The 17,579-nt window shown below is 72.7% G+C and carries 14 protein-coding genes; 10 read left to right on the top strand and 4 right to left on the bottom strand.

Annotated features, from left to right (window positions below; genetic code table 11):
- Positions 1 to 28: 28 nt before the first annotated feature.
- A complete protein-coding gene (locus tag AB0A97_RS17320) occupies positions 29 to 568 on the bottom strand; it encodes a metallopeptidase family protein (protein WP_361150087.1) in 540 nt (179 codons plus the stop codon).
- 271 nt (positions 569 to 839) lie between these two features.
- Here AB0A97_RS17320 and AB0A97_RS17325 point away from each other — a divergent pair, with 271 nt between their 5' ends.
- From AB0A97_RS17325 to AB0A97_RS17355, 7 genes are all read left to right on the top strand, one after another.
- Positions 840 to 1,283, top strand: a complete 444-nt coding sequence (locus AB0A97_RS17325) for a DUF3499 domain-containing protein (protein ID WP_078624427.1) — start codon at positions 840 to 842, stop codon at positions 1,281 to 1,283.
- A gap of 167 nt (positions 1,284 to 1,450) precedes the next feature.
- Positions 1,451 to 3,085 (top strand): L-lactate permease, encoded by a 1,635-nt coding sequence (locus tag AB0A97_RS17330; protein WP_361150090.1) that lies wholly within the window; start codon positions 1,451 to 1,453, stop codon positions 3,083 to 3,085.
- 172 nt (positions 3,086 to 3,257) lie between these two features.
- A complete protein-coding gene (locus AB0A97_RS17335; RefSeq protein WP_361150093.1) occupies positions 3,258 to 4,616 on the top strand; it encodes a phosphomannomutase/phosphoglucomutase in 1,359 nt (452 codons plus the stop codon).
- Positions 4,617 to 4,738: 122 nt separating this feature from the next.
- On the top strand, positions 4,739 to 4,921 hold the full coding sequence (locus AB0A97_RS17340) for a Trm112 family protein (RefSeq protein ID WP_030021694.1): 183 nt from the start codon (positions 4,739 to 4,741) through the stop codon (positions 4,919 to 4,921).
- A 64-nt stretch (positions 4,922 to 4,985) separates the two neighbouring features.
- The gene (locus tag AB0A97_RS17345; protein WP_361150096.1) at positions 4,986 to 6,128 is read left to right on the top strand and encodes an SIS domain-containing protein; all 1,143 of its coding nucleotides are present in this window, start codon (positions 4,986 to 4,988) and stop codon (positions 6,126 to 6,128) included.
- A gap of 89 nt (positions 6,129 to 6,217) precedes the next feature.
- Positions 6,218 to 7,525, top strand: coding sequence for a mannose-6-phosphate isomerase, class I (gene manA, locus AB0A97_RS17350; protein WP_361150099.1), 1,308 nt, complete (start codon positions 6,218 to 6,220; stop codon positions 7,523 to 7,525).
- A gap of 199 nt (positions 7,526 to 7,724) precedes the next feature.
- Positions 7,725 to 8,684 carry a cation diffusion facilitator family transporter gene (locus tag AB0A97_RS17355; protein WP_361150103.1) on the top strand — a complete coding sequence of 320 codons (960 nt, stop codon included), beginning with the start codon at positions 7,725 to 7,727 and terminating at the stop codon, positions 8,682 to 8,684.
- Between the two features lie 301 nt (positions 8,685 to 8,985).
- On the opposite strand, the gene AB0A97_RS17360 is transcribed toward AB0A97_RS17355, so the two are convergent.
- Positions 8,986 to 11,895: a fructose-specific PTS transporter subunit EIIC gene (locus AB0A97_RS17360; RefSeq protein ID WP_361150105.1), complete on the bottom strand. Its 2,910-nt coding sequence runs from the start codon at positions 11,893 to 11,895 to the stop codon at positions 8,986 to 8,988.
- 701 nt (positions 11,896 to 12,596) lie between these two features.
- Between AB0A97_RS17360 and ahcY the strand changes: the two genes are divergently transcribed.
- Entirely contained in the window at positions 12,597 to 14,054 is a 1,458-nt protein-coding gene (gene ahcY, locus AB0A97_RS17365) for an adenosylhomocysteinase (protein ID WP_361150107.1), read from the top strand.
- A gap of 132 nt (positions 14,055 to 14,186) precedes the next feature.
- A complete protein-coding gene (locus AB0A97_RS17370; protein ID WP_361150110.1) occupies positions 14,187 to 14,801 on the top strand; it encodes a hypothetical protein in 615 nt (204 codons plus the stop codon).
- Positions 14,802 to 14,910: 109 nt separating this feature from the next.
- Here the strand turns inward: AB0A97_RS17370 and AB0A97_RS17375 are convergent, their stop codons facing one another.
- A complete protein-coding gene (locus tag AB0A97_RS17375) occupies positions 14,911 to 15,999 on the bottom strand; it encodes an RDD family protein (RefSeq protein ID WP_361150113.1) in 1,089 nt (362 codons plus the stop codon).
- Between the two features lie 129 nt (positions 16,000 to 16,128).
- On the opposite strand from AB0A97_RS17375, the gene AB0A97_RS17380 reads away from it, so the two are divergent.
- Positions 16,129 to 17,136 (top strand): stage II sporulation protein M, encoded by a 1,008-nt coding sequence (locus AB0A97_RS17380; RefSeq protein ID WP_361150115.1) that lies wholly within the window; start codon positions 16,129 to 16,131, stop codon positions 17,134 to 17,136.
- Positions 17,137 to 17,338: 202 nt separating this feature from the next.
- On the opposite strand, the gene AB0A97_RS17385 is transcribed toward AB0A97_RS17380, so the two are convergent.
- On the bottom strand, positions 17,339 to 17,579 hold a 241-nt coding region (locus tag AB0A97_RS17385; RefSeq protein ID WP_361150118.1), incomplete at its 5' end, for a hypothetical protein.

The raw sequence follows: 17,579 nt of genomic DNA on the forward strand, positions 1-17,579 counted from the left end.
AGCCGGGCCGCCCGGATCGGGCCCGGGGTCAGTCCTGCCCGTACCGCGGGTCGACCGACTCCGGCGCCAGGCCGAGCAGTTCGGCGACCTGTTCGACGACGACCTCGTGGACCAGCAGGGCCCGCTCGTCGCGGTTCTTGGTGCGGATCTCGACCGGGCGGCGGTAGACGACCACCCGTTCCCGCTGGTCGCCGGTGGCGGGCAGCAGCCGGCCCAGCGGCACCGTCTCCTCGTCGGCGGCCGGCCCGGTGTCCCCGTCGGGGCCGAACCCGGGCACCTCGACGACCAGGAAGTCGATGTCCGCCAGTTGCGGCCAGCGCCGTTCCAGCCGGTCCCGTGAGTCGTAGACCAGGTCGACGAAGGAGTCCGCGCGGCTCACCGAGAGCGGCACCTGGGGCGGGGCGACCGGGCCGCGCATACCGCGGCCGTGCCGGTCGCGCCGGCGCGGGCGGGGCCCCGCCGGGGCGGGCGGCCGCGCGGCGCCGCCGGGCGCGGCGGGAGTGCCGCCGGTGCCGGTCGGCGCGGAGGGCCCTCCGGAGTCGGCCGGAGGAGGTACGGGGCTGTCCATCAGAACCGAGCGTAACCGTCCCGGGGCAGGCAGCGGGGAAGAGCGGCGGATCCGGTGCCATGTCGTCGAGCGACCGGTCGTAGGCTCGTTGAGTCCGCTTGCAGCCATGCATCGGACCGGGAAGGACATGGGGAATGACATGAAATGTACAGAGTCGTGACAGGTTTCGACGCACTGCGCCGTCCGGCGCAGTGCTCACCGCACGGTTCGGCCCGGGCGCCCGCAGGTCAGGCGCACCGGACGAACCGGGACGACACGGTTGGGTGAGGTCGTGGAGAGTCATCGCGGCCCGCTCAAGAGTGCGGTACCGTCCAACGTCGTGAGCCCTGTACGTCGCTGTTCGCGCACTGCGTGCGGCCGCCCCGCCGTCGCAACGCTGACGTACGTCTACGCGGATTCGACCGCCGTGCTCGGACCGCTCGCCACCTACGCCGAGCCCCACTGCTACGACCTGTGCGCCGAGCACTCCGAGCGGCTGACCGCGCCGCGCGGCTGGGAAGTCGTACGCCTGGCCACCGACACCGGTCCGGCCCGCCCCAGCGGCGACGACCTCGAAGCGCTCGCCAACGCGGTGCGCGAGGCGGCCCGGCCCCAGGAACGCGCGGCGGGCGGCGGCAACGGCCCACAGGTCAGCGGACCGAACGGACGTGACGCCCACCCGATGGAGGTCGCCCGCCGGGGGCATCTGCGGGTGCTGCGGTCGCCGGACAACTGAGTTCCGGGTCCGGGCGACCGGGTTCCGACTTCGGGTCCCGGTCGCTCCCGTCACTTCCGTCCGCGCCATTGACGCCGCCTCGCCGCGGGCACCACCATGCCTCCACTCCCGAAAGATCCGCTTCCGTATGGCGGAAGTGACGGGGGAGCTGCCCACCGGGAGGCCGAGTGTCCGTACCGCAGCGGGAGTTCGTGCAGCAACTGGAGCCCGTGGCCGGCTCCCTCGCCCTGTCCGCGCTCGTCGCCGCCCTCCCGCTGGTCACCGTCCTCGTCCTGCTCGGCGCCGTACGGATGCGCGCCCACCGCGCCGGACTCACCGGCCTCGCCGTCGCCCTCGCCACCGCCTGCCTCGGCTACGGCATGCCCGCCGGACAGGCCCTGTCCGCCGCCGCGCAGGGCGTGCTCTTCGGCCTGTTCCCCATCCTGTGGATCGTCGTCAACGCCCTGTGGGTCTACCGGATGACGGTCCGCACCCGCCACTTCGACGTCCTGCGCCGCTCCTTCTCCGGGCTCTCCGCCGACCCCCGCGTCCAGGCCCTGGTCATCGCCTTCTGCTTCGGGGCACTGCTCGAAGCGCTCGCCGGATTCGGGGCGCCCGTCGCGATCAGCGCGGTGATGCTGGTCGCCCTCGGCTTCTCCCCGGTACGGGCCGCCGTCGTCGCGCTCGTCGCCAACACCGCGCCGGTCGCCTTCGGCGCCATGGGCACCCCCGTCGTCACACTCGCCCAGGTCACCGGCCTGCCGCTGGACACCGTCGCCCCGGTCGTCGGCCGCCAGACCCCGCTGCTCGCCCTCGTCGTACCGCTGCTGCTGGTGTTCCTGGTCGACGGGCGGCGCGGCCTGCGCGAGACCTGGGCACCCGCGCTCGCCTGCGGACTGGCCTTCGCCGCCGTGCAGTTCGCGGCCGCCAACTACGTGTCCGCGCAACTCGCCGACATCGGCGCGGCCCTCGCGGGCGCCGCCGCCCTCGTCGCCGTCCCCGGCGCCCGCAGACCCGCCTCCGAACCCGTACGGAACGCCGTCCTGACCGGCGCCCGCAGCGAGGACCTGGACGTCCGAGACTCCCGCGCCGACGTCGTCCGCGCCTACGCGCCGTACGCCCTCGTCGTCGCCGTCTTCTCCCTCGCCCAGGTCCCGCCCGTCAAGGACCTCCTCGCACGGGCCACCCGCACCTTCGACTGGCCCTTCCTGGACGTCGCGGGCCCGGACGGGAAACCGGCCGGCGGCAACGTCTTCTCGCTCCCGCTGCTCGCCACCGGCGGGACGCTGGTGCTGCTGGCCGGCGTGCTGACCGCCGCGGCACTGGGCGTACGGGCCGCCACCGCCGTACGGGAATGGGCCGCGACCGTACGCGAACTGCGCCTGGCGATCCTCACCGTGACCTCCGTCCTGGCCCTCGCCTACGTCATGAACCTCTCCGGACAGGCCGCCGCCATCGGCCACTTCGTCGCCGCCGCCGGTGCCGGGCTGGCCTTCCTCTCGCCCGTGCTCGGCTGGTTCGGCGTCGCCGTCACCGGCTCCGACACCTCCGCCAACGCCCTCTTCGGCGCCCTCCAGGTGACCGCGGCCCGGCAGTCCGGCCTCTCACCCGTCCTCCTCGCCGCGGCCAACAGCTCCGGCGGCGTGCTCGGCAAGATGATCTCCCCGCAGAACCTGGCCATCGCCTGCGCCGCGGTCGGCCTGGCCGGACGCGAGGGTGACCTGCTGCGCAAGGTGCTGCCGTGGAGCCTGGGGCTGCTGCTGGTGATGTGTCTGATCGTGGTGGGACAGAGCACGGGCGTGCTGGGGTGGATGCTGCCGTAGGGGTGCGCGGTGCCGGCCGGAGCGCCCGGGTGGTCCGGACTGCGCGCATGACCACCGGCTTCACGGGACACAAGATGACCCGGGCTGCCGGACCCCACCCCCCCGAACCAGCCTCCCGCCGGCCGCGTACGGGTAGGTTTGGGACCCCGTCATGACATCAGGAGGGCTGGCTGTGACTGATCTGTCGCAGATCGTGAAGGCGTACGACGTGCGCGGTGTGGTCCCCGACCAGTGGGACGAGCCGCTGGCCGAACTGTTCGGCGCGGCCTTCGCCCAGGTGACCGGAGCGGACGCCATCGTCACCGGGCACGACATGCGGCCCTCCTCGCCCGGCCTGTCCCGGGCCTTCGCCCGCGGCGCCGCGGCGCGCGGGGCCGACGTCACCGAGATCGGCCTGTGCTCGACCGACCAGCTCTACTACGCCAGCGGCGCGCTGGACCTGCCCGGCGCGATGTTCACCGCTTCGCACAACCCCGCGCAGTACAACGGCATCAAGATGTGCCGGGCGGGCGCCGCCCCGGTCGGACAGGACACCGGCCTCGCCGACATCCGCGCGCTCGTCGAGCAGTGGCGCGACAACGGTGCCCCGGAGCCCGTGGCGACCCCCGGAACCATCACGCAGCGCGACGTCCTCGCCGACTACGCCGCCCACCTGCGCCGCCTCGTCGACCTCTCCGGCATCCGCCGCCTGAAGGTCGTGGTGGACGCCGGCAACGGCATGGGCGGCCACACCGTCCCCACCGTCTTCGAGGGACTGCCCATCGACCTGGACGCCCTGTACTTCGAACTCGACGGCACCTTCCCGAACCACGAGGCCAACCCCCTGGACCCGGCGAACATCGTCGACCTCCAGGCGCGCGTCCGCGAGGTCGGCGCCGACCTCGGCCTGGCCTTCGACGGCGACGCGGACCGCTGCTTCGTCGTCGACGGCAGCGGCGACCCGGTCTCCCCGTCCGCGATCACCGCCCTGGTCGCCGCCCGCGAACTGGCCAAGCACCCCGGCGGCACGGTCATCCACAACTGCATCACCTCCTGGTCCGTCCCCGAGGTCGTCAAGGAGAACGGCGGCACGCCCGTACGCACCCGCGTCGGCCACTCGTTCATCAAGGGGGAGATGGCCAGGACCGGCGCCATCTTCGGCGGCGAGCACTCCGCGCACTACTACTTCCGCGACTTCTGGAACGCCGACACCGGGATGCTCGCCGCCCTGCACGTCCTGGCGGCGCTCGGCGGCCAGGAAGGACCGCTGTCCGAACTGGTCGCCCAGTACGACCGGTACGCCGCCTCCGGCGAGATCAACAGCACCGTCGACGACCAGACCGGCCGCCTCACCGCCGTGCGGACCGCGTACGAAGGCGAGCCGGGCACCGAACTCGACGAGCTGGACGGCCTGACCGTCAGCACCGCCGACTGGTGGTTCAACCTCCGCCCCTCCAACACCGAACCCCTGCTCCGCCTGAACGTCGAGGCCCGGGACCAGGAGACGGTCGAGCGGGTGCGGGACGAGGTGCTGGCGATCGTTCGCGGGTGAAAGGCCGGGGGGATCAGGGGCCGGGCCCCGCCCGTCCCCGCCCCGCCCGCCTGCGGCGCGTCCCGCCGCCCGCCCCGGCGGTACGCTGGCAGTGCCGTATTTCCGCCGAAGGAGAAGCCCCCATGCCGGTCGACGCCAGCCTGATCGAGATCCTCGCCTGCCCGGCGTGCCACGCCCCGCTGGCGGACCGGTCGGACGCCGACCCGGCCGAGCTGCGGTGCACCGGCACGGAATGCGGCCTCGCCTACCCCGTCCGGGACGGCATCCCCGTCCTCCTGGTGGACGAGGCCCGGCGCCCCGCCTGACCCGGGCGCCGGAGCCGTCCGGCCCCCACCCCGCCCGTACCGGCGATCGGAGGCAGCGCACACCATGCTCGACGAGTCCCTGTTGGACGCACCCGAAGCGCTGGCCGGCGCCGACCGTTACGGACTGCTGCGCGGCGTCGCCGAATCCGGGGCACGGGTGCGCACCGCGGCCCGCAACGCCGCCGAGTCCGGCATCGCCGACCTGCGGCCCGACGGCCGCCCCCGCACCGTCCTCGTGGCAGGCCCGGCACCGGCCGCCGCCTGCGTCGCCGACCTCTTCGGCGCCCTCGGCGGCGGCGCCTGCCCGGTCACCCTCATCCGGCCCACCGGCGTCGCGGCGCGGCCCGGCGCGCTGCGCTGGACCCTGCCCGGCTGGTCAGGACCGCTCGACCTGCTGCTGATCGCCGGCCCGGACGGCGCCGACCCCGGACTCGCGCAGCTCGTCGAGCAGGCGTACCGCCGCGGCTGCTCCGTCGTCGCCGTCACCCCGGCGGGCGGCCGGCTCGCCGACGCCGTCGTCCAGGCCCGCGGCCTGCCCGTGCCGCTGGCCACCACCCCGTACGACGCCGAGTTCGACATCGAGGGCGCGCCGCCCGCCGCCCCCGGCACCCTCTGGTCGCTGCTCATCCCGATGCTCGCGCTCGCCGACCGGATCGGCCTGCTCAGCGCCACCTCCGCCCTGCTCGCGCAGCTCGCCGACCGCCTCGACCAGGTCGCCGAACGCTGCGGCCCCGCCATCGAGACGTACTCCAACCCCGCCAAGACCCTCGCCGCCGAACTCGCCGACGCACTCCCGCTGATCTGGACCGAAGGCACCCTCTCCGGAGCCGTCGGCCGGCACTTCGCGACCGTCCTGGCCGGGCTCGCCGGCCGGCCCGCCCTCGCCGGCGAACTGCCCGAGACGATGACCACCCACGGTGCGCTGCTGGCCGGCCCGTTCGCGGCCGGCGCCGACCCGGACGACTTCTTCCGTGACCGCGTCGACCAGCCCACCGCCCTGCACGCCCGCGTCGTCCTGCTCCGCGAGGACACCCCGGGACCGCTCTCCGCCGCGCCCGCCGCCCGCGAACTGGCGCTGGAGCACGACACCCCCGTCAGCGAACTGGAACCGGCCGGCGGCAGCGCCCTGGAGAAGGCCGCCGAACTCCTCGCCGTCACGGATTTCGCCGCCGTTTACCTGGCGCTCGCCGACACCGAGGGAGCATGAGGCCCCGGCCGCGGCCGCCGCACGTACGGGAGACTTGAGCGCGCCCCGGCAGCAGCCGGACCGCAGACGAAGAATCAGGAAGCCCGCCCATGGACCGCCTCACCAACACCGTGCGCCCCTACGCCTGGGGCTCCACCACCGCCATCCCGGAACTCCTCGGCACCGAACCGACCGGCGAACCCCAGGCCGAGATGTGGATGGGCGCACACCCCGGCGCCCCCTCCCGCACCGACCGCGGCGCCGGCCCGGTCTCGCTGGCCGACGTCATAGCCGCGGACCCCGAAGGCGAACTGGGCCCCGGCGCGGTACGCGCCTTCGGCCCCCGGCTGCCCTTCCTGCTCAAGCTGCTCGCCGCCGACTCCCCGCTGTCCCTCCAGGTCCACCCCGACCTGACCCGGGCCCAGGAGGGGTACGCCGACGAGGAGAAGCGCGGCGTCCCCGCCGACGCCCCGCACCGCAACTACAAGGACGCCAACCACAAGCCCGAACTCCTCTGCGCCCTCACCCCCTTCGAAGGGCTCTGCGGCTTCCGGCACCCGGCCGAGGCCGCCACCCTCCTCGAAGGACTCGGCGTCAGCGCCCTCAAGCCGTACGCCGACATCCTGCGCGCCGCCCCGGAGGACGCCGCGCTGCGCGAAGTCCTCACCGCCGTACTGGGCGCCGACCGGGACGAGACGGCCGAAACCGTCGAACAGGCCGCGGCCGCCGCCCGGCGCCTGGCCGGCGAGGGCGGCCCGCACGCCGACTCCTACGCCGCGTACGCCGCCATCGCCCACCACTACCCGGGCGACCCGGGCGTGCTCGCCGCCATGCTCCTCAACCACGTACGGCTGCAGCCCGGCGAAGCGCTCTACCTGGGCGCCGGCATCCCGCACGCCTACCTCGGCGGCCTCGGCGTGGAACTGATGGCCAACTCCGACAACGTGCTGCGCTGCGGCCTGACCCCCAAGCACGTCGACGTACCGGAACTGCTGCGGGTGGTCCGCTTCGCGCCCCGCGACGCGGGGGTGCTGCGGCCGGAGGAGGCCACGGCGTCGGGCGAGGAGGTCTACGAGACCCCGACCGACGAGTTCCGGCTCTCCCGCTTCGTCCTGGCCCCCGGAGGCCCGGCCCGCACCCTCGACGACCGCACCCCCCAGATCCTGCTGTGCACGGCGGGGACGGTCGCTCTGCACGCGACCGCGACCGGCACGGGGCCGGACGGCGGTCCCGTCTCCCGTACGGGCGCGGGTTCTCGTACGGATGCGTCCTCCCGTGCGGATGCGGCTTCCGGTACGGATGCGGCTTCCCGTACGGACCTGACGCTCGCGCCCGGCGAATCGGCCTTCGTACCGGCCGGCGAGCGTGTGGAACTGACGGGAGAGGGCACGGTCTTCCGGGCGACGGTGGCGCTCTGACGGCAGCCCGCAGGAGCCCCGGCGCCGGTTCGGCACCGGTCCGGGGGCGCCCCGACGCCGGTCCGGGGGCGTCCCGTGCGTGCCCCGGCGGGCGGGCTGCAACAATGACCCGCCTAAAGGGTTCGTAAAGGAGCCCTCGGAGCGGCCTCGGAGCAGGCTGCACACCGCAGCCGGTCGACGGAAGGGAAATGCGCCACCCATGAGTGCATCAGGCGGTACCAAGGCGATCGTCGCGGCGCTGGGCGCCAACCTGGCGATCGCGGCGGCGAAGTTCGTGGCCTTCGCCTTCAGCGGATCGTCCTCGATGCTGGCCGAAGGCGTCCACTCCGTCGCCGACTCCGGCAACCAGGGACTCCTGCTCCTCGGCGGCAAGAAGGCCAAGCGCGCCGCCACCGAGGAACACCCCTTCGGCTACGGCCGCGAGCGCTACATCTACGGCTTCCTCGTCTCCATCGTCCTGTTCACCATCGGCGGCGTCTTCGCCCTGTACGAGGGCTACGAGAAGATCCACGACCCGCACGAGCTGGACAACTGGGTCTGGCCGGTCGGCGTCCTCGTCTTCGCGATCATCGCCGAGGGCTTCTCCTTCCGTACGGCCATCAAGGAGTCCAACGAACTGCGCGGCAAGCAGACCTGGCCCCAGTTCGTCCGCCGCGCCAAGGCGCCCGAACTCCCCGTCGTCCTCCTGGAGGACTTCGGCGCGCTGGTCGGCCTGGTGCTCGCGCTCGGCGGCGTCGGCCTCACCCTCGCCACCGGCAACGGCGTGTGGGACGGCATCGGCACGATGTGCATCGGCGTCCTCCTCGTCCTGATCGCCCTGATCCTCGCCGCCGAGACCAAGTCGCTGCTGCTGGGCGAGGCGGCCGGCCCCGAACAGGTCGCCAAGATCCGCGCCGCCGTGGTCGACGGCGACACCGTCACCCGCGTCATCCACATGCGCACCCTCCACCTCGGCCCGGAAGAACTCCTCGTCGCCGCCAAGATCGCCGTCCAGCACGAGGACACGGCCAAGGAGGTCGCCGACGCGATCAACGCCGCCGAGGACCGGATCCGCGCGGCCGTCCCGATCGCCCGCGTGATCTACCTCGAACCCGACATCTACCACGAGTCCGCCGCCGCCTCGGGCGACAACCCGGCCAAGACACCGGGCGGAGCCTGACGGCCGGCCCCTCTCGTACGGCAGGGCCCCGCACCCGAACCGGTGCGGGGCCCTGCCGCTTCCCACCGCCGACCGCCCCGGCAGCCTTACGTATCTGCTTACGGCCGTACGTCGCGGCCGTGCGGCCGTACGTCATGGGCTGCGGCCGTACGTCACGGGGCTACGGCCGTACCACGCGCCTGCGGCTCGGCCGCATCACGGGCCTGCGGCCGTACGTCACGCGCCTGGGGCCCGGCCGTAGCACGCGCCTGCGGCCGTACGTCGCATGCCCGCGCCTTGCGGCTGCTGTTCGGCTGCCCGGCTACCCGACCTCGCTCAGCACCCGCAGGATCGCCGTCACGTCCGGCGCGCCCTGCAACCGTGCCCGGAAGTTCGCGTCCATCAGCTTCCGCGACAGCAGCGCCAGGATGCGCAGATGCTCGTCACCGGCGGCGGCTTCCGGCACCGAGATCATGAACACCAACTTGGCGCGCGTACCGTCCAGCGAGTCCCAGTCGATGCCCTCGGCCGAACGCGCGAAGCCGACGACGGGGGCGGTCACCGCGTCCGTCTTGGCGTGCGGGATCGCGATCTCCTCACCGAGACCGGTGGTGCCCTGCGCCTCCCGCGCCAGCGCCACCCGGACCAGCTCGGCCACGTCCGCCACCTTGCCGGTACGCGCCGCGAGTTCCGCCATCTCCCGGATCGCGGCCTCCTTGCCGTCGGCGGCCAGCCGCACCTTCACGGTCTCCCGCGTCAGATACCCGGAAAGCACCTCCCCGCACGATCCCTCTCCCTCGGGCTCCTCTCCCTCAGCCCCTTCACCCTCACCGCGTGGGCCATTGCCTGAGGTGCTTCCGCCTGGGATGCCTTCACCTGGGGTGCTTGCCTCCGGGGTGCTTCCGCCCGAGGCGCCTTCGCCCGAGGCGCCCCCGCCTGGGATGCCTTCACCTGGGTTGGCTGTCTCCGGGGTGTTCTCGTCCGGTGTGCTTTCGTCCGAGGTGCTGCCGCCGGGTGTGGCTTCGCCTGAGGTGCCTCCGCCTGGGGTGCTTCCGCTTGGGGTGCCTGCCTCCGGGGCGCTCTCATCCGGCGTGCCTTCGTCCGAGGCGTCCCCATCAGACGCCTCTCCACCTCTCACCTCACAAGCCACAGCACTATCGGCCCCGGCGCTCTCAGCCGCGTCGTCCTCGGCCTCGGCGCTCTCAGTCGCACCACTCCCGGCCACGGTGTTCTCAGCCACGGTGCTCTCAGCTCCGGCACTCTCGACCGCGCCGTTCTGAACCACGGCGTTCTCACCCGCCGTGACTCCGGCCGCCCCGACCGCCATACCTCCGGTCGTCCCGGTCGCCCCAGCCATCCCGGCCGTCCCATCGGCCAAGGCCCCGGCCGCGCCGACACCCGCCAGGGCCGCTTCCGGCCCCGCCCCCGTGCCCGGTCCTGCCCCCGCGCCCGACCCCGAAGCCGCCCCGATGTCCCCAGCCATACCGGCCACTCCAGCCACTCCGACCTCCCCAGCCGCCGCACGCCCCTTCTGCCGCTCCGCCACATCCACCAGCGCGACCGTCGTCAGCGCCGTCACGACCGATCCGGCCGCCACGGCCACGAAGAACATCGGCACCCCGCCGACCGCGCCCAGGATCGCCACGATCGGTCCGCCGTGCGGCACCGCGTCCGTCACCCCGGCCATCCCGGCGACCGCTCCGGCGACCGCGCCGCCCAGCATGTTCGCGGGGATGACCTGCGTGGGGCGGGCCGCCGCGAACGGGATCGCGCCCTCCGATATGCCGAACAGGCCCATGAAGAGCGACGCCATGCCGGTCTCCCGCTCCTGGTCGGAGTACAGGCGCCGGCGGATCAGCGTGGCCAGGCCCTGGCCGAGCGGCATCACCGGGATCGCGGCAGCGCACATGCCCATGACGGTCTGGTTGCCGGTCGCGATCAGTCCGGTGCCGAAGAGGAACGCCGTCTTGTTGACCGGCCCGCCCATGTCGAACGCGATCATCAGGCCGAGGACCGCGCCGAGCGCGATCGCGCTGGTACCCGTCATCCCGCTGAGCCAGTCCGTCAGGTGCGTGAACACCCACGAGATCGGCCGGCCGAGGACGTAGATGAAGAACAGTCCCAGCACCGCCGTCGCGACGATCGGGATCACGATGATCGGCATGATCGGCCGGACGAACCGGGGAACCCTGACCTTCTTGATCCACATGACCAGGTACCCGGCCAGGAAGCCCGTGACGATCGCCCCGATGAACCCGGCACCCGCCTTGGAGTCGTACAGCTCGCCGGTGTTGGCTATCCAGCCGCCGATCATGCCCGGCACCAGCGCGGGCCGGTCCCCGATCGCGTACGCGATGTAGCCGGAGAGGATCGGCACCATGAGCTGGAACCCGATGGTGCCGATGTCGTTGACGTGCGCCCAGAAGGTGCCCTCCGGGATGACCAGCCCCTTCGGCGTCGCCTCGCCGCCGACCGCCAGGGACAGCGCCAGCAGCAGGCCGCCGACCACGACGAACGGGATCATGTAGCTGACACCGTTCATCAGCGCCTTGTACGCGAGGCTGCGCTCCTTCCCCCGCGAGCCACCGGCCCCGGCTCCGCCGCCCCTGCCGAACCGCGCCCCGGCCCCACCACCCTCGCCCGACCGCGCACCGGCCGTCCCCGTGCCTCGACCGCCCGGCCCACCTCCGGCTCCGGCCCCGGTCCTGCCCCCGGCCCCGAGCCCGACCCCGCCGCCGCCTCGGGCACCCCTGCCGTCACTCCCACCCCTGCCGCCGGCCCCGGCCCCGTACGTGGCCCTGTCGCTTCCGTACTCGCCCCCGTCATCCCCGGCCCCGGCTCCGTAGCCCTCCGCACCGTCGCCCTCCGCCCCGTACACCGGCGCGCTCAGCACCCGTCCGATCAGCTCCTCCGGATGGCGGATGCCCTCGGCCACGCCCACCACCAGCAGCCTCTTGCCGACGAAGCGAGCCGGGTCGACGTCCTTGTCGGCGGCGATGATGATGCCGTCGGCGTGTCTGACATCGTTGTCAGACAGGACGTTCTCGGCGCCGATCGACCCCTGCGTCTCCACCTTCATCGCATGGCCGAGCGACTCGGCGGCCTGGGTCAGCTTCTCGGCGGCCATGTACGTGTGGGCTATGCCGGTCGGGCAGGCGGTCACTGCGAGCAGTTTCAGCCCTTGCCCGCCCCTCTCCGCACCCTTGGGGGGATCAGCTGGACTGGTGGTCACGTGGCTCTCCTAACGGACGTGCGCGCAAGGTGACGTGCGAGTGTCCTCGCGCTCCCCGCATCCTGCAATACGGAGGGGCGGGTGCAAAGTGCCCTACGCCACACCGCTCCAGGCCAGAACCCCACCACCCCCACCCGCACCCACGCGCCCCCCTGCGCCCCGCCCGCATGCGCCCGTCACCCACGCCTACGCCTCCGCCCCGCGCCCACGCCCGCCACGCACGCTCCCGGCACCCACGCGCCCGCCACCTGCACCCCGCACCCGCCACCTGCCCTCCCCGCGCCCGCCGCCGGCGTCCACACACCACGACCGCCGGCACCCACACACCGCGCCCGCCGGCACCCGCACCGCGCCCGCGGAGCCCCCCGCGCCCACCGCCCGCTCGCCATTTTCCTAGGGCGGGCTGGGGTTCCCGGGGGCGATCGGTGTAGATTCGTGACCAGTGCCAGACGTCGCTGCTGATGGCGGTCGGGCGGTCCGCCCCGCGGGCCGGCCGAGGGAGAGAGGGCCTCCGACGGACTGCGCTGCGGCCAGGGGAGAGGTGTGTCCGCCCACGCGGAACCGCCCGTACGGTATGCCGTCCCGGACGGTGTACCGCTCATGCGGTACGTCCGCCCACGCGACACTCCGGGCGGCGACGTCCCCACCTGCCCGCGCCGCAGACTGCCAGCCAACCACCCTCGACCACGGGAGCAACCCGAATGTCGACCGCAGCCAACAGCCAGGACTTCAAGGTCGCCGACCTGTCCCTCGCCGCCTTCGGCCGCAAGGAGATCACCCTCGCCGAGCACGAGATGCCCGGCCTGATGGCGATCCGCAAGGAGTACGCCGCCGCACAGCCGCTGGCCGGCGCCCGCGTCACCGGCTCGCTGCACATGACCGTGCAGACCGCCGTGCTGATCGAGACCCTCACCGCTCTCGGCGCCGAGGTCCGCTGGGCCTCCTGCAACATCTTCTCCACCCAGGACCACGCCGCGGCCGCCATCGCGGTCGGCCCGAACGGCACCCCCGAGAACCCCCAGGGTGTCCCGGTCTTCGCCTGGAAGGGCGAGACGCTCGAAGAGTACTGGTGGTGCACGGAGCAGGCGCTGACCTGGCCGAACTCGCCCACCGGCGGCCCGAACATGATCCTCGACGACGGCGGCGACGCCACGCTCCTGGTCCACCAGGGCGTCGAGTACGAGAAGGACGGCAAGGCCCCCGCCGTCGAGACCGCGGAGAACGACGAGCACCGCGCGATCCTCCAGCTCCTCAACCGCACCCTCACCGAGTCCCCGCAGAAGTGGACCAAGCTGGCGTCGGAGATCCGCGGTGTCACCGAGGAGACCACCACCGGCGTGCACCGTCTCTACGAGATGCAGCGCGACGGCAAGCTGCTCTTCCCGGCGATCAACGTGAACGACGCCGTGACGAAGTCCAAGTTCGACAACAAGTACGGCTGCCGCCACTCCCTGATCGACGGCATCAACCGCGCCACCGACACCCTCATCGGCGGCAAGACCGCCGTCGTCTGCGGCTACGGCGACGTCGGCAAGGGCTGCGCCGAGTCGCTGCGCGGCCAGGGCGCCCGCGTGATCATCACCGAGATCGACCCGATCTGCGCGCTGCAGGCCGCGATGGACGGCTACCAGGTCACCACCCTGGACGAGGTCGTCGAGACCGCCGACATCTTCGTCACCACGACGGGCAACAAGGACATCATCATGGCCTCCGACATGGCCAAGATGAAGCACCAGGCCATCGTCGGCAACATCGGCCACTTCGACAACGAGATCGACATGGCCGGCCTCGCCGCCATCGACGGCATCGTCAAGGACGAGGTCAAGCCGCAGGTCCACACCTGGACCTTCCCCGACGGCAAGGTCCTGATCGTGCTGTCCGAGGGCCGCCTGCTCAACCTCGGCAACGCGACCGGCCACCCCTCGTTCGTGATGTCCAACTCCTTCGCGGACCAGACCCTGGCCCAGATCGAGCTGTTCACCAAGCCGGCGGAGTACCCGACCGACGTCTACGTCCTGCCCAAGCACCTGGACGAGAAGGTCGCCCGCCTCCACCTCGACGCCCTCGGCGTCAAGCTCACGACCCTCCGCCCCGAGCAGGCCGCCTACATCGGCGTCACGGTCGAGGGCCCCTACAAGTCCGACCACTACCGCTACTGATCCCCGCGCACCCGGTGTCCGCCCCGCCACCGCGCACATCGGGCACCACCACCGGCAGCCGGTGATCCAGGCCCCCGCCCAGCACCACGGCGGGGGCCTGACCCGTACCACCGGACCCGACCAAGGACCCCCATGCCCCGCGGCCGCTACTCCCTCCACGACCCGCACGACCACACCCCCCTCGGCGAAGAACACTTCCACTGCGCCACCGGTCCCTCCGGCTGGCGTTACGTCTCCCAGCTCACCACCCCCTCCGGAGACCACGCGGGCTCCGTCGACCTCACCCTCGACGACCTCGGCCGCCCCATCCGCCTCGAACTCCACGCCGGCGGCTGGCAGGTACGCGGCGCCGCCCTGGAAGGCGTCACCTGGGTCCGTACCGACCCGGCCGGCGACCACGCCACCGAAGGCAACGTCCCCGCCCACGCCTTCACCGGCGCGTCCCCCGCCTTTCTCGTCGCCACCGCCCGGCTGCTGCGCCCCGCCCCCGGCACCGGAGCCGTCCGCACCCGCCTCGTGGCCTTCACACCCCCCGTCCTCGCACCCCGCACGCTCGACCAGTCCTGGGCCTTGGTGAAAAGGACAGCACACCCCACTGACAACGGCCCGCTGACCGCGGACGAATACCAGGTCAACGACCTGGAGACCGGTGAACAGCACGCCGTCCACCTCGCCGGCGACGTCGTCCTGTCGGCCCCCGGCATCGAACTCGAAGACCTGGAAACCCCGCCCTCGGCCTTCACCTGACCGGCCGACACCCACCACCCCGAGCCGCCCAGCGGCCGCCCCTCACCTCACGCACCGGCATACCCACCGGCCCCTGGCCTTGGCCGCCCTGTCCGGCCGCGCACCGCCCTCACACCGGCGGCGTGAACCCCGTACGCCGCTGCCGGCCGCCCACCGACCCGTCCCCGTCGCCGTTCCCGTTCTCACCCCTGGGCCCGGCCTCCCCGGCCCTGGCCTCAGCCGTCCCGTCCACGGCTTTCCCGGCTCGGACAGCCTCCCCGGCGCTCGCGCCACCCTGCCCCGCCGCCGGGGCCCCATACGAAGCCTCCCCCTGCGCCGCCGCCGGCTCGCCCGCACCGCGCCCGTAGCCGGCACCTCCGTACACACCATCCCCGTACACGCCACTCCCGTACGGACCTCTGTACGCACCCCCCTGCCCGGCCGCCACCGGCCCCGGAGCCCCCAACGGCGCCCCGAACGCCCGCTGCGCCTCCCGCGCCTGCCGCTCACCCGTCACCGCGGCCAGATACACCGCCGGATGCATGTCCGCCGGCACCGACGCCCCGGTCCAACCGCGCAGATCCGCCGCCAGCCGAGCCCCCACGGCCCCGCCGACCTGCGGATCGAGCTGACCTATTCGGCTCAGGTACTGGCGCACCGTCAGCCACCAGCTGTCCGGAACCCGCGACAGGTCCAGCGCGCCGAGTTCCGCCGCCAGCCAGGGAGGCGGGGGCGGCAGCACCGGCATCCCGCGCGGGGTGGGTATCCGCTCCCGTACGACGACGGTGCCCGCGAACACATCACCGAGCCGCCGCCCCCTGGCCGAGACCAGCGAGGCGATGCACGCCACCACCCCCATGGTCAGCACGATCTCCACCGCACCCAGCGCGCCGCGCACCAGCGCGTGCCGGAACCGGACCGGCCCGCCGTCCTCACGCACCACCCGCAGCCCGCACACCAGCTTCCCGAGCGACCGGCCGTGGCTCAGCGTCTCCACCACGATCGGCACTCCGACCAGCACCAGTACGAACAACGTCACCGACACCGCGGCTCTCGCCGCCTCGTCCATGGACGCCGTGGCGCTGAGCAGCAGCAGCGAGACCAGGACATAGGCACTCCAGGTCACCGCGAGATCGACGAGGACCGCCAGTGCCCGGCTCGGCAGCCGGGCCGGCCGCAGCCCGAGTACCACCGCCTCGCCCGTCACGAGCTCGTTCACCTGAGCCGCCCTTCCGTGCCCCACTCCGTACCGGTCCGTCCCCGGACCGCCGCCCGCCCCATGGCCGACCGGGCCAGTCTGCCAAGCTGACGGCACAGTCACCTCACGGCGCCGCCAGGAGCTGAATCCATGGACCTCGATGTCTTCGTAAGGGCCCACCGTGCCGAGTGGGACCGGCTCGAAGAACTGCTGCGCCGCAAACGCCGCCTCACCGGCGCCGAGGCCGACGAACTGGTCACCCTCTACCAGCGCACCACCACCCACCTGTCCCTACTCCAGGCCAGCGCCCCCGACCCCGCCCTCACGGGACGCCTCACCTCCCTCGTGGCGCGCGCCCGCAGTACGGTCACCGGCGCACGCAAGGCGTCCTGGCGCGACGCCGCCCGCTTCTTCACGGTGTCGTTCCCCGCCGCGGTCTACCGCCTGCGCCACTGGTGGGTGCCGACGGCCCTGCTCTCCACCGCGGTCGGCGCCCTCATCGCCTGGTGGATCGCCGCCCACCCCGAAGTCCAGGCCGCCATCGGCGCCCCCGAGGACCTGCGCGCCATGACTCGCCCCGGCGGGGAGTACGAGACGTACTACTCCAGCCACCCCGCCGCGTCCTTCGCCGCCCAGGTGTGGACGAACAACGCGCAGGCGGTCGCCCTGTGCCTGGTCCTGGGAGCCTTCCTCGGCCTGCCCGTCTTCTGGGTGCTCTTCCAGAACATGCTCAACCTGGGCGTCGGCCTCGGCCTGATGTCGTCGGCCGGTCGCCTCGATTCCTTCCTCGGCCTCCTCCTTCCGCACGGGCTCCTGGAACTCACCGCGGTCTTCGTCGCAGCCGGCATCGGCCTGCGCCTGGGCTGGACCGTCATCGACCCCGGCCCGCGCACCCGCCGCACCGCCCTCGCCGAAGAGGGCCGCTCCGCTCTCGGCGTGGCTGTCGGCCTGGCCGCCGTGCTGTTCGTATCGGGCGTTCTCGAAGGCTTCGTCACCCCTTCCGGCCTGCCCACCTGGGCCCGCATCACCATCGGCGTCGTCGCCGAGCTGGCCTTTCTCGCGTACGTGTACGTACTCGGCGGCCGCGCCGTCCGATCAGGCGAAACGGGGGACGTCGACGAGGCGGACCGCGAGGCACCCGTACCGACCGCGGCCTGATGTGCGTGCGACCCCGCTGACCTGCTAATCTCCTCATCTCCCCAAGAGGCACGTTGACACGGGCAGGGCGGGGAGGTAGATTCGAACGGTTGCCACGGACTAGACATGTTCGAGCGCAACAGTTAGTCTCTCGTCTGCTTCGGTCGGAACATCGATTCCACGAAGCGCCTCCGAATCTTTATCCGGAAAACGTCCGCCGATTTCAGGTCGGCAAAACGCTTCTGATAAAGTCGGAGCAGCCGAAAGGCAAACTCCTCCGACAAACATCGGATACGAATTCGGCCCGGAAACGGACCGGGAATCGGATCTGATAGAGTCGGAAAGGCCGAAAAGCGAAAGCCGGACGGCCGCCCCGCTCCAGCAGGGAGCCGGAAACGGAAAGCGGAAACGCCGAACGGATCTGGTAAGGTTGGAACCGCGAAGAAGCCGAAAGGCCGAAACGC

The sequence above is a fragment of the Streptomyces sp. NPDC045470 genome, assembly GCF_040646595.1.
GTDB lineage: Bacteria > Actinomycetota > Actinomycetes > Streptomycetales > Streptomycetaceae > Streptomyces.